Genomic DNA, 14,270 nt, shown 5'->3' on the forward strand with positions numbered 1-14,270 from the left:
AGCAATATTGACAGGAAATTTTCGTGAAGGGTTTAACGGTGATGAATGGGGGTATATCAAGGACAAATGAATGGAAGGCGAAAAGAATGTCAATAGTCATAGAGGGAAAGAACCTAGTGCTTAAAATAAAATTTCGTTATCAAGATATGCCTAAATTCCCACTAAATTTTAGGAGAAAAATTTGATATCCATTCCCTAAAATTTCGAGTTTCTTCTATTATATAGTGGTAAAAACGTTGAACGAAAAAATAGCCTAAAAAGAGTGCGAAACCATATCGCACTCTTCACAATCGAATTATTTTTTTACAATATAATCGCCATGCACCCAGCCTGTTTTTCCGTTGTAGATCACCTGATACCAGGCATCCTTTTTAATGAATTCACCCTTATCATCGACAGCACCGATAATAAAGCCATTCGGTTTAACTGTCCCTAAAATTGTACTTGTAGTAGATGGCTCACTTCTAACATTGAGGGTAATAGTCATGTTGACAATTTGTAGACCATTTTCAAGGCTTACATAATCATCAAAGACCCAGCCCTCTTGGCCGTTAACATTTACTTTCAACCAACCACCATTTTCGCCAAGTACTTTGAATGATGTATCCTTCGGCAAATTCGTAATAATTGAAGCATTATCCGTCGTAGTCGGGTACGTTCTCATATTAAGATTGATCGTTGCCTTTCCAGTAGCCCCAGCTAAGCCTGGATCTAGCGCATATTGCTTCGAAGGGCTCGGTAAGGATGGGGCAGAAGACTGACTTTGATAAGCTGGCACATCAAACACTAAATTGGTAGTCGTATGAGCTCCAATTAATTCGTAGATATCATAAATTTTCTTCGCCTGAATCACTGCCCACATTACATGTGTTGCATACTGATGGACTGTTGGATTATCTGGATTCCATCGCATTTTATAGAGCGTATCCTGGCCCTTACTAATATACTGATCCTTTACAAATTGTGCACCACCAATAATGGCATCTTCAACAGTAAACCAGCCATTTGTATAGGCACGCTCAGCACCATATTTATTCGCATCAGCATCAATAGCGCCAATACCGTAAGCATTATATGTTTTCTTGATTTCCGTTAATTTATCACGGTTTTCAGCTGTCACCATCATCGGTTTACCATTTGTATCTAAACCAACCTCAACGCCTTTGATTAGAGTAGAGCCACCATTCGCTGTTTCATGAAGGGCATGGGATACCAAATAAATGGCATTGATGTTGTTATCAACACCTGCCTGAATAAAGGCTTCAGCTGTCCCCGCTAAGCTTCCTTTATTCGCAAGTACCTTATCATTCAATTCCTTTGCATTCAGGTTGTTCACTACAGTAGATAATTTTAAAAATTGATAATATGATGGGCTATCCTGCATAAAACTTTTTGGGTGTACATAGTATGACACTAGTGCCTCGCTAGCCGTGAAAATGCCAGCACCATCGACCTTTGGATTATTCTTTGCCTGCTTACTTACAACTGTTGAATAATCGTGTGAGTAGTTCGTCGTAGTGTACTGCTTACCACCCGTTTCAGGTGCTTCTAGATGGATTAAACGATAGAGCACAGTAGCTGCCTCTGCACGAGTTGTTTGGGCAAGAGGTGCGAATTGATTATTAGGCTTCCCGACAAGTAGTCCTGTTGTTACGACGGCTTGTACATCTGCATAGGCCCATTTGGCAATACGAGCATTATCACTAAACGTAATAGGGGAGGAAGATGTGGTGATGTTTTGATAAGTGAGAGCTCTTTTTAACATAGCCGCCATTTCCTGACGATTAATATGAGCGTTCGGGTTAAATTTGCCCTGCTCATCACCTTTAATCAGACCGTGATAGCTTGCTTGCTCGATGACCCCGTAATACCAGTCACCTTTCTTCACATCTGAGAAGGTTCCTTGACTAGAAGCCGCTGGTAAGTTGAGTGTTCGAACTAGAAAAGCGGCAAATTCAGCTCGAGTCACAGCATCATTCGGACGATAATTGCCGAATTCATCGCCCTTCATTAAATCGTTGGTAATTAGGTAGTTCATTTCATTGTAGGCCCAGTGCTTAGAAATATCTTCTGCTGAAGCGGAAGTAGGTGCAAGATATAACATACCTGCAAGCACTGCCCCGTATAGAGGAAATTTACGTTTCATTTTTTAAGCTCCCTTCAATAGCTGATGATGTTCTATCAAACTATTAAAAGTGTAGCATAAAAAAAGGAAATCTATCATTACAACATAAGGACAGATAGTTTGATCGCATAAATAATAGAAGAAACTCATAAAGAAGAAGAAGGGAAGGCACAATTCGCTAAAAAACGTCTTTTATATTTCTGTTTCTTTACAATTATAACTAAATTATTACGGGAGTCTTTAATTTTTGACAATTTAGTAACCATTCCAGAAAATGCTTGGTTATTATTGAGAGTAAGGTATAATAGGTAACGGAACTATATGTTACCAATACAATTGAGGGGATAATTAGTTGGAATGATATTGGTATCTATTAAATACCATAATAGGTATGGTAAAAAAATCTTCTATAACTAAATTTATGTCCCAATGCTTGAATTTCGGAAAAGATAGTGTTATATTATTGTAGAAAGTGAATAAACTTACTAGAATGGTATTCTACTACGCTTTTTCTAGTAAATTTACTAACCAATTTGCTTTAGTTTTGTATTATTCAAGAAAGCTATAATACATACATTTAGGTAACTAGGCGGTACTATAGTTTTCGTTGGATTAATATCAATTTAAGGAATTTTAGGGAGGAATACATTAATGGCAAAGCAAAACAAAGGCCGTAAGTTCTTCGCGGCATCAGCAACAGCTGCATTAGTTGCATCAGCAATCGTACCTGTAGCATCAGCTGCGCAAGTAAACGACTATAACAAAATCTCTGGATACGCTAAAGAAGCAGTTCAATCTTTAGTTGACCAAGGCGTAATCCAAGGTGATACTAACGGGAACTTCAACCCACTTAACACTGTAACTCGTGCACAAGCTGCAGAAATCTTCACGAAAGCTCTAGAATTAGAAGCTGACGGCGAAGTAAACTTCAAAGACGTTAAAGCTGGCGCTTGGTACTACAACTCAATCGCTGCTGTTGTAGCTAACGGTATCTTTGAAGGTGTAAGTGCAACTGAATTCGCACCAAACAAATCTTTAACTCGTTCTGAAGCTGCTAAAGTTCTTGTAGATGCTTTCGGTTTAGAAGGTAGCGAAAGCCTAGGCCAATTCGCTGACGCTTCTCAAGTTAAACCTTGGGCTAAATCTGCTCTAGAAACAGCTGTAGCTAACGGAATCTTCACTGGTTCTGAAGAAAACGGTAAATTAAACTTAAAACCAAACGCAGCAATCACTCGTCAAGACTTCGCAGTAGTATTCGCTCGTACTCTTGATCTAGTTGACGCTGAAACTCCAGTTGACGCTTCAATCAAAGCTATCAACAGCACAACTGTTGAAGTAACTTTCGATGAAGAAGTTGATACTGATAACGTAACTGCTGGTAACTTCAAAATCGATGGTTTAGAAGTTAAAAATGCAGCTATTAAACAAACAAACAAAAAAGTTGTTGTTTTAACTACTGCTACTCAAACTGCTGATAAAGAATACGTTCTTTCTTATAAAGACGAAGAAATCGGCAAATTCAAAGGTATTGCTGCTGTAATTCCAACAGCAATCAAAATGGTAACTCCATCTGTACAAGGTACAATTGGTAAAGAAGCAACTGTATCTGCACAAGTTACAGTTCCAGAAGGTCAATCTAAAGCTGGTATCCCTGTAACATTCAACATTGCAGCTGATACAAACAACCAATTAAACCAAAAAATCGAAGTTGTAGCTTACACTAACGAAGAAGGTATTGCTTCTTACTCTTACACTCGTTACTACAAATACAACGACCAAGTAACTGCTTATGCTTCTGAAAAATCTTCAGTATATGCATCTGCTAAAGTATACTGGGCTGAAGGCTTAACTATTACTGAAGCAACAACTGGAAACGATTTAGCAAACGGTGCTAAAAAAGTTTACAAAATTAAAACTGATAAATACAACACTCAATATGTTGGTACATCAAACACAGTTGATTACAACTATGTAAACGTTGCTTTCAAAGAAAACGTTGATGTAGCTCCAGACAAATTAGTTCGTGATGTAGAAGTTATCGATACTGGCGTATCAACTAATGCTAAATACCCATCACAAGTTACAACTGGTGGTGTAAATGTTGTTCGTGTTAAAGTGAACAGCAATGGTGAAGCTACATTCACTCTAACTGGTTCTAATGCTTCAGTTACTCCAATCGTATTCGTTGACGAGTCAAAAAACCTAGTTGGTAAATATACAGATACAGCATTACAAGCTGCTGCTCCAACAGTTAAATTTGCTCTTAACCATACTCTAGGTTTAACTGTTAAAGCTGAAGGTGTTCAAAATGCTGCTGCTATTAACTTAACTAACGCTCAAAACAAAGGTACTGGTGAAGGTGGACGTGAATACACTGTAACAGTAACTGATAAAGACGGTAAAGTTGCACCAGCTGGTACAAAAGCTTATGTAACATTTGCTGATGGAAGTTACAGCACTGATAAAGAAGTGAAAATTGTAAGTGCAGATGGTAAAACAACTGCTGTTGCAAACAAAAACACTCGTTTTGAAATTGAAGTTACAGGTTCTAAAGGTGAAGCTAAATTCAAATTAATCGGTGCACGTGATGCATTTGCTGCTCCAACAGTTTACCTAGAAAACGGTAAAGAAGTAGGTTTAGATAAAGCTGACTTACAAACTGTAGGCGAAACTACTTACTTCGTAGACGCTGTAATTGCAAACGCAACTTTAAAAGTTAAAAATGCAGATGGCAAAGAAGTTAAAACATTACCATCTTCTCAAACTGCATACTTCGAGTATCAATCAGTTGATCAAAATGGATTTGACTACTATGCTGGTACTGGAGTATACGAAGTATCTTATCAAGTAACTGCTCAATTCGCAGACGTTACTGTTTCTGGTAATGGTATTACAAAAACAGTTAAAGCTGGTACAACTGAAACTGTAAAAATTAACACAGTAAAAGGTAAAGCAACACTTAACGTTAATTCAACAAACGTTGCATCTAATGTTTCTGTTGAAGCTTCAGCTTCTCAAGTAAGCTTACCAAACCAATCTGCTTCAATCGCGTTCACTAAAGGAACTCAAGTACCAGATGTATACACTGGTAATGTTGCAACTATCGATACAGTTAACAACAAATTAACATTTGCTGGTTTTGATGCAATCACTTACTCTACTTCTACGTTCAAAAATGAAACGGGTGTTGTGATTTCTGAAGCTCACTTCGAAAAATTAGTGTCTGATGCTTTAGCTGCTAAAAAAGAAGTGAAAGTCACTTCTGTTAAAAATTCAGATGGTACTTATACTTTAGAAATTGAATCAATTAAAGATGCAGTTACTTCAGCTGGAAAAATTACATCTGCTGTTCTATCTGAAGATGGTACAAAAGTAACGTTAACATTTGACAAAAATGTTGAAGCTTCTTCAGTTGTTATCGGTGACTTTGTAACTGTAGCAGCTGGCGCTGTGACAGCTGTTGAATCTGTATCAGGTAATAAAGTTGTTCTTACAGCTGCAACAGGCGCTGCTGCTCCTGTAGTTGATACTACAACAGTTGCTGTGAATGGTCTTGACAAAATTACTTTTGTTGATGGCACAACTAATGCAGATACAACTGCAGTGAAAATTACACAAACATTTGTTAACAAAATTACTGCTTTGAAAACTAATGCTGAAAACCTTAAAGCAGTTTCTCAAGTAGATGCTAAAGGTTCAGTAGCAGTAGGTACTAAATCAATTAAAGTTTTAGTTAAAAATTCTGAAATTAAACAATCTGCTTATAATGGTTTAACAGTTAAATTTGAACAAGATGGAAAAGCAACTGCACCAGCTGCAGAATATGATGGTTCAACTCGTCAAATTACGGTTAAATTAGGTGTCGATGATACTAAGAACACAGTTACTGATGTAAATGGTGCAATCGCATTAGCTACTCCAGCAACTCATGGTGATGTAACTATTGCTAATGTAGAACTTGATAGTGCAAGTGATGTACCTACATTTGCAGAAGTTGCTACTCCAGTAACTGTATCACTAACAGGTGGTGTAACAGCTGTTACAGCTCAAGTTGGTAACTATGAATTTAAATTTAACACTAACTTAGTATCTGGTGATAAAGTTGTATTAAACGGTAAAGTTTATATCGCAGGTACTGACTTCCTAATTGGTTCTAGCGCAGATGTTACAGCTACTAACTTAGCTAATGCAATTACTGCTGCAATCAATAATGGTACAGAAGCTCGTTTTGCAACTGCAACTGCTGCAGCTGGCGTTATCACTTTAGTAGATAAAGCTGCTACAGGTGCTGCTGCTCCAACATTATCATTACAATAATAGAGTAATAATTCTCATACATCAGAAACTATTCTCTGATTGTTTGGTAGTATTAGTATTAATGAACTCTGCAAGAGATGTAATCTTATCTCTTGCAGGGTTTTTCTTTAAATTTTTATTTTTATAGTGAATCAATACATAGTAGCCTTCCGCTAAATCGAGATAAATAATATTTTGATGCTACATATTAAAATAATAAAAGAAACTTAGACAATATTAGAATGCTAAACTTCCCATATTATTTTTTTCTATGAAGAAAGTTTAGCCATAAATTATCGTCTCAGATATAAAAATATTTTCTCAGTTTTATTTACCCAAGAAGGTAAAGTCTATTTTAAGTTAAGAAAGAATACTAAAATTGTTTGAAAACTAAAGACTACATATATGAAGTGACCCCTAAAAGTTAGACACGGTTAGTTCATTAGGCAGCTTGAGTAAAATGAGTTCGGTATTGTACCGGACTCATTTTTAATTTTGCCTTCATCCGTTTGTTATTGTAATAATCAATATATTTTTCTAATTCTTTTTTAAAATGACACTTTCAAATTCTTTTAGATAAAGGAATTCTGATTTCATATTCCCAAAGAAATTCTCCATCACCGAGTTGTCGTAACAGTTTCCTTTACGAGACATGCTTTGCACGATATCTCTTGATTGAAGGGTTTGACGATATTGCTTCATTTGATAATGCCACCCTTGATCTGAATGCATCAGTAGCTGGTGGTCCTCAGGTAGATGTTCTAAGGCCTTCTCTAACATTTCTGAAACAAGAGAGTACGTTGGTCTAAAGCCAATTAGGTAATGATTTCACCATTAAATAAATCTAAAACAGGTGATAAATAAAGTTTTTCGCCAAACAATTTAAACTCTGTAATATCCATTACCCATTTCTCATTGGGTGCTTCCGATGTAAAGTTTCGATCTAAAATATTTGGCGAAATTTTACCGACTGTACCTTTATATGATTTATATTTTTTCATGCGTACAATACACTTTAAACCTAACTCTTTCATAATACGTTGAACCTTCTTATGATTCACTTTTTGCCCGCGATTCGCTAGTTCATCACGAATACGACGGTAGCCATAACGACCGTCGTGTTCTACAAAAATCGCCTTTATTTCGTTTTTTAGATCGGCATCTGAATCTGGTAAATCTATTTTCTTTGAGATGTCATAGAATGTACTTCTTGGAATGTCTGCTAACGCCACAAGTGCCTTTACTAAATATTTATGCCTTAATTCACAAATGATTTTTACTTTGTCTTTCGTAGTGATTTTTCCTTGTTTTGAACTAAGGCGTTCAATTTTTTTAAATACTCGTTTTCCATTTCAAGCTGTTTAATACGTGCTTGAAGTGCTTCAGTAGAGCCTTCTATTGGTGCTTGTTTTGGTTGTTTGTTTAATTCTTTTTTCATGGATGGACGCCCCTTTTTCTTCGGAAGGAGGGCGTCAACACCAGAAAAGTCAACCTGCCTTTGCCATTGATGTATGGTAGAAGGGGAAGGAATATTATAGACTGCTGCTGTCTGTGTAAGAGACGCCCCAAATTCGATCATATAATTTAGTACGTCCATTTTAAATTGAATATCATAGTTTGTATAGTTTGGAATTAATCCTTGTACGCCATTTTCTTTGTATAGAGCTATCCAATTTAATAAAGGTGTTTTGCTTATATTGAAACGCTTGGCAATTGCTCGCATTGATTCTTTACCGTCTAAATAGGCAAGTACTGCCTGTAATTTTAATTCGTAAGAATATTTAGCCATAGAAAAACTGCACCTCCAATTGTTGTATGTGTCTAACAATTGGGGTGCAGTTCAATATTGGTCAGTAGTTGTCCTTTTGAATAACTGTAATAACACACACTTCAAACAGTTAATATATTATTCATATAGAAATTTAATCCTTTATTCCTTCTATAGGAAAAACATTATGAAACTTAAAAAAACTTATAAAATCGGTTGAAGTCTTTGATAATGATGTCTTGGATCATTTGATTGGGATATAAAAGAATTGGATCATATGTAAGTGATTGGAGGTTTAAAAGATGGAATCATTACAACGATTTATAGAAGGTATAAGTAAAATTAATGGGAAAGACAATCGCAATAGACGAAGTAGGTTATGAGTCTCTACAGTTTGAGAAAGAAAAAATTGATGAAACACTAATTTCGACAGAAATACTAGCACCTTTACCGAAACCTATAGTGATAACTTCAGTAAATTATACCGATGCAGAGGGTAATTATTATTTGTATTTATCTGTGTCCCGTGATGAAATTGAATTATCACCGTATGTGGTGTGTTACTAAATGGTGAAGTGATTCCCAATGTTTTTGAGGTAGTGATGAGTGCGTTAGATAATATGTACAAATACAGGTGAATGGTGATACCTTCTACAGAGAAAAGAAATCCATCGGCTATTACGGAAAATTTCTATCTGAACCACAAGAATCATTTGAGAATGTAGAATAAGTAACTATAGAAGCAGATGAAATACTTTACTTGTTCAATCGAATACAAGATGTAAAACCACCAGTATAATCCATCATTATATTGCCTATTTAGAAAAATTGCTATTAGGGAAATAGCTGGATTTAGTTGAACTCACGACATTTCTAATGGAAAACTGACGGCATTAGTAAATGTTAAATAGCATAGAAGATGAGAAGTGCATGCAATACATAGCATGTGCTATTTTTGTATGCCTAAAAATTGACGACATTATTATATAACTGTCTCTAGTTGTCTTGATGTAATAACTTGTTTTTTGAAAGGAAGAGAGATTGGAATTTAAGTAGAAATATTAAAAATCGTACTAGTGGCAAGTGGTACAGTCGTAATAGATTAGGTGTTAAGCAAAAAGATATGGTTATCGTATCTTTTTGTAAATAATCTAAAAAAAGGGCGAATAAAAATGAAGAGGTAGAAAGAGTATCGTTCAACCTAGTGATGCCATGTAGGCTGTGATTTTAATATTCTTCAATTACTTCTGTGATTATCCAGAAGTAATGTAACTTTTTTAAATATAAAAAGTCTAATTAAGAAAATAGCTTTAACGTGTGCACTGTTGCATTCAATTATTCAAATTACTCCTCAAATACTATTTATACATAAATGGATTTGAATCCGATAAAAAGCCAGTTTTCTTTATCAAGGATTAAAGAGTTTAATAGTAAATGTTCATAGTATTTTGGAATACCTTTAGTTTTAAATGAAGCTTTTGAAGGAGGGAGGTTAGCACTCTAGTACCGTATTCTACTCTTTTCGATAAAAATCCCACATTTTAGGGGTTTTTCATGTTAAGATGATAAAGACTATTGAATGTGAAAAAAAGGAGATTAGTATGTTTAAGAAACTAAGAACTACCTGTATTGTATCGGCAGTTGCTTTGGCTACGATTTTGCCTGGACAAGCGTCTGCAGCTACTAGTAATAATGGAATTCAAATAAAAAACAACGTTTCTATTACGATTAATGGAGAAACGATTCATGTGTATGATCCTATTTTAAATAAGTCGGATTTTTTACTATTACCAATGCGTGCATTATATGAAGCGGTTGGTGCAAGCGTGGATTGGGATAAGGAAACGTTGACGGCATCGGCTATTCGTAATGGTAAAACAGTCGATTTAACGATTGATTCGATGAAGGCTTTAGTAGATGGACAAGAGGTTGCGATGGATGTTGCGCCATTTATGTATAAGGACCGCACTTACATGCCATTACGTTTCGTCAGTGAAAACTTTGATGGTATTGTTAATTGGGATGAGGCTACCCAATCAGTAGATATTACATTATCCGATGAAACAACAGCACCACCGCAGGAAGACCCATATATCTTACATATCAATAACAAGCGTATTGTGATGAAAGATCCGATTGTTACGAAGGATGGAAGAACATACTTACCTGCTAGCTATATTTATGATTATTTAGATGATTCATCGGGAACATGGCAACCGGATGGTTCCTTTGAATTGTTAGTCGGTGGTATGAGCTTTATTTTCAATGATAATAGCAATCAAGCTTTGATTAACAATGAAGCCGTGACAATGATCGAAAAGCCATTTGTACAAAAAGGCAAAATGTATGTTCCTGCTAAGTTTCTTGTCGATGCATTAGGCGGAAATTTACGCTATATCACGGATAAAAAAGAAATGTATATTTACGTTTATCGATATATGTTCACAAGTCCTTTCCTTGAAAAATCATATGGCTCTACGTCATCACCAGATGTTGTTCCTTCTGCTCGTTTAGAAGGGGATCGTGATTTATTTATTAGTGATAATCCAGAAACGCTAACACGTAAGCTCGTGCCACTTAATAATGCAACGCTTGCACAATATGATGTGAAACCAACAGCCGCAACGAATAAGCATCGTGTCTTTGGCTGGCATTACAACACGTTAGGTACGGATGTCAATCTCGGTATTACGGTTCAAAACAAGTCTACGACAGAGAGCATTAAAGTGACTGACTCGAGAGGCATTAGCCAAAAAACAGGTAATAGCTGGGTAGGTCATGACCTAGGCTTGACGATTGCGGATGCTGTGTTAAATAACAAGCTTCAAAAATCGGAGAGCAGTGGTATTGTTATTGCGCCAGGAGAAACAAAGGTCATTGAAACATATGATTTACACTATGATTATATCATTGGCTTCTTACATGATTTAGATATTCAAGCAGTCAATGGTGGCAAACCAGAGTATACGATTCGTACAGTGCTTACAAAGGATAATAGTGATTTAACGACTATCCAATCTGAGCAGGTAGCTATTGATGAGTATGCTAAACATCCAAGAGGTGCATGGCCAAGCGCTACGATTCTAGCAGAACTACCAGCCTATACAGTAGATTCTCCTGAGGTAGGCTATAACATTTCTAACGGTCGTACTGACAATTTACAAACGGCTGAAAATTCACTATCCCAAATTAATGGGTCGGTAGGAAATCCAGGTCATTTCGGTATGAACTACAAGGTTTCCATCCCTGTAGTCAATCCAACAGGCTCTACAAAAACGATTAAGCTGAAACTAGCTGGTCGAGGCGGCTTATACAGTGGTGCTATTAAAGTAAATGGCACGGTGTATTTAGTGCCTTCATTAAGAGTAGGGACAGAGTATGTTGAATTACCAGATTTCAAAATGAAAGGTTCAAAAGATACGATTGAATTAGAACTGATGCATGCTGGTGGGGTTAATCTTCCAGTTGCTATCTATGTAGAAACAAAATAAAAAAGTCACTGGCACGGGTCATGTGACATGAGATCGTGCCATACTTTGAAAATATTCGGAGTGAAAAAATGGCAAGAAAATTAGTAACAATGGTTGTCGTCCTTTTCATGCTTATGCTGGCAGTTAGCCCCATCAATGGGCAAGCTGCTGGTTTAGGCAATAAAGCCAGTGAAGTGAAAAAAGAAGTTTCACCACAAGTAACACATATACAGCAAAGCTATACTTCAAGTTCTTTACGTCAGTTTGTAAATGTTTTAGATGTCAATTTAAATAATACATATACGAAACTAGAAATTGGTATGCCAAATCCTATTAATTCATTAAAAACAACATCAGCGATGGCGAAGCAAAATACATATGATGGTCATCGTGTTGTTGGTGCAGTCAATGCTTCTTACTTTTTAGGCAATGGTATGCCTGCGAACTTGTTAGCGGAAAATAATGAAATTGTGAACTATGGTATTTTAGGAGATACGTATGATAGTCCAACACAAAAGCCAGTTGCATTTGGTTTATCTAAATCAGGGAAAGCTATTGCAGACTATTATTCTACAAATCTTTCTTTCCAAGTGAATGGCAAAAGCTATCCTATTGATCTCATTAATAGTGAACGAGGAACAAATAAAAACGTTTTATATACACCTGAAAAAAGATCTACCGGTTCGAATACATGGGGTGTAGAACTTGTGGTATCAGGTGCTAGCCAAGATACAAGCGTCTTGCATTTTGGCGATCAATTCTCAGGCACAGTGTCACATGTAACAACTTATGGGGTTGAAGGTAATTCATCTATACCAGCAGATGGCTTTGTTATTTCAGTTCAAAATAAAGAATTAGCTACTGAATTAAGCAAGATCACAGCAGGTACTAGTGTGGATGTTAGTTTATCGATTGATCCAAAATGGATGGATGCACAATTCATTTTAGCTGCTGGTCCAATGCTTGTGCGTAACGGCAAGGTTGATATTTCAATGCCAACGAATTCTGGCTTTGCTTCAACACGAAGCCCACGTACGGCAGTAGCAGTGGATGCAACAGGTACAAAGGTATCTCTTGTGACAATTGATGGTCGCATTAGCGGTCATAGTAATGGTGTTAATTTATCAGATTTAGCATCTCATTTAATTTCAATGGGTGCATCTTCAGCTATTAACTTAGATGGAGGCGGCTCTACAGCGATGGTGGTGCGTAATCCAGGAGGTTATTTCGCCAATCTAGTGAACAGACCATCTGAGGGTAGTGAACGTCGTGTATCAGCCATTTTACAGGTTGTTAATACCGCGCCACCAGGCAAAGCAAAATCGATTACATTAAGTAATGTTGGTCAAGTAATGAAAGGTTCTTCTGTAGAGATGCAGGTTGCTAGTGCCTATGATCAATACTTGAATCCAATGACGATTAACCCAGCGAATATGAACTGGACAGTTGAAGGAAATATCGGCAAGATGGACGGTTCTACCTTTACCGCTACACAAAAAGGTGAAGGGAAAATTATTGGAGAGTATGAAGGGATTCGTACGTCCACACCTGTGAAAGTAGTAGACTTAGCAGAAAAACCTATTGTACTAGATAGCTTCGATAATACGTCATCTTGGACAACAGAAGTGGCGAAAGCCAATGCTTCCTTAGCAAGCTCTAAAGAGTATGCGAGACAAGGAGCGGCTAGTTTACAGTTAAACTATGATTTCACAACAGCCGGCACAGGCACAAAAGCTGCCTATATGGTTGCTAAAGCACCAATTGCTATTTCAGGGCAGCCTAAAAACATTGGGGTCTGGGTATTTGGTGATGCAGGTAAGCATTGGCTAAGAGGTGTTGTGATTGATGGCGCTGGAGCTAAGCATACGATTGATTTCACAAGCCAGGGCGGTTTAGACTGGAGCGGCTGGAAATACGTGACAGCGGATATTCCAAGTGATCTAGCACAGCCATTAAAATTTGAACGTTTATATGTTGCTCAACCAACAGCTTCTCTTCAAAAGAAAGGTAAGCTATACTTCGATCAATTACAGGCTGTCTATAAAGACAATCACGAGGAATTAGTTTATACAGATGTAACAAAAGGGCATTGGGCATTTTCAGAAATCCAAAGCCTATACGATAAATCCCTTATTAAAGGGTACTCAAACGGAACATTTAAGCCAGAAGCATCTATTACACGTGCAGAGGCAGCTACAATCATTGCTAGAGCTTTAAATCTCTCAACGACGAAGGATTCAAGCTTTAAAGATGTAAGTAAAAGCCATTATGCCTACAGTGCCATTGCAGCAGTCGAGCAGGCTGGCATTATTAAAGGGCAAGAAGCAGGGAAGTTCAATCCAAACGGACAGCTTTCACGTGCAGAAATGGCAGCGATTTTAACAAGAGCGTACAAATTAACGGGAACAAGCAAGGTAAACTTCACAGATATTAAACCAACACACTGGGCGTACAGCAATATCCAAGCGCTTGTGGCGAATGATTTAACTGGAGGTTTCCCTGATAATACGTTTAGACCAGATGCACAAATTACGCGTGCTCAATTCGCAAGCTTCTTAAATAGGTGCTTGTCATTAAAATAAACATGAAGAATCCTCTGTAGTAGCTACAG

Annotated in this window: 5 protein-coding genes and 1 pseudogene; 4 read left to right on the forward strand and 2 right to left on the reverse strand. The window is 36.9% G+C overall.

The features are described 5' to 3' along the window. Positions 1-295: 295 nt before the first annotated feature. Positions 296-2,146 (reverse strand): S-layer homology domain-containing protein, encoded by a 1,851-nt coding sequence (locus tag MKY49_RS02860; protein ID WP_341385566.1) that lies wholly within the window; start codon positions 2,144-2,146, stop codon positions 296-298. A gap of 630 nt (positions 2,147-2,776) precedes the next feature. On the opposite strand from MKY49_RS02860, the gene MKY49_RS02865 reads away from it, so the two are divergent. Then, a complete protein-coding gene (locus MKY49_RS02865; RefSeq protein WP_341385567.1) occupies positions 2,777-6,442 on the forward strand; it encodes an S-layer homology domain-containing protein in 3,666 nt (1,221 codons plus the stop codon). A 421-nt stretch (positions 6,443-6,863) separates the two neighbouring features. On the opposite strand, the pseudogene MKY49_RS02870 reads toward MKY49_RS02865, so the two are convergent. Next, positions 6,864-8,210, reverse strand: a pseudogene (locus MKY49_RS02870) (IS3 family transposase). Positions 8,211-8,534: 324 nt separating this feature from the next. Between MKY49_RS02870 and MKY49_RS02875 the strand changes: the two are divergent. The 3 genes from MKY49_RS02875 (at position 8,535) to MKY49_RS02885 (ending at position 14,241) form a co-directional block, all read left to right on the forward strand. Next, entirely contained in the window at positions 8,535-8,756 is a 222-nt protein-coding gene (locus MKY49_RS02875) for a hypothetical protein (protein ID WP_341385568.1), read from the forward strand. A 1,034-nt stretch (positions 8,757-9,790) separates the two neighbouring features. Continuing rightward, positions 9,791-11,680 carry a copper amine oxidase N-terminal domain-containing protein gene (locus MKY49_RS02880; RefSeq protein WP_322611272.1) on the forward strand — a complete coding sequence of 630 codons (1,890 nt, stop codon included), beginning with the start codon at positions 9,791-9,793 and terminating at the stop codon, positions 11,678-11,680. Positions 11,681-11,748: 68 nt separating this feature from the next. Next, positions 11,749-14,241: an S-layer homology domain-containing protein gene (locus MKY49_RS02885; protein WP_341385569.1), complete on the forward strand. Its 2,493-nt coding sequence runs from the start codon at positions 11,749-11,751 to the stop codon at positions 14,239-14,241. Positions 14,242-14,270 lie beyond the last annotated feature (29 nt).

The sequence above is a fragment of the Lysinibacillus sp. FSL M8-0134 genome, from assembly GCF_038069745.1.
Taxonomy (GTDB): domain Bacteria; phylum Bacillota; class Bacilli; order Bacillales_A; family Planococcaceae; genus Lysinibacillus; species Lysinibacillus irui.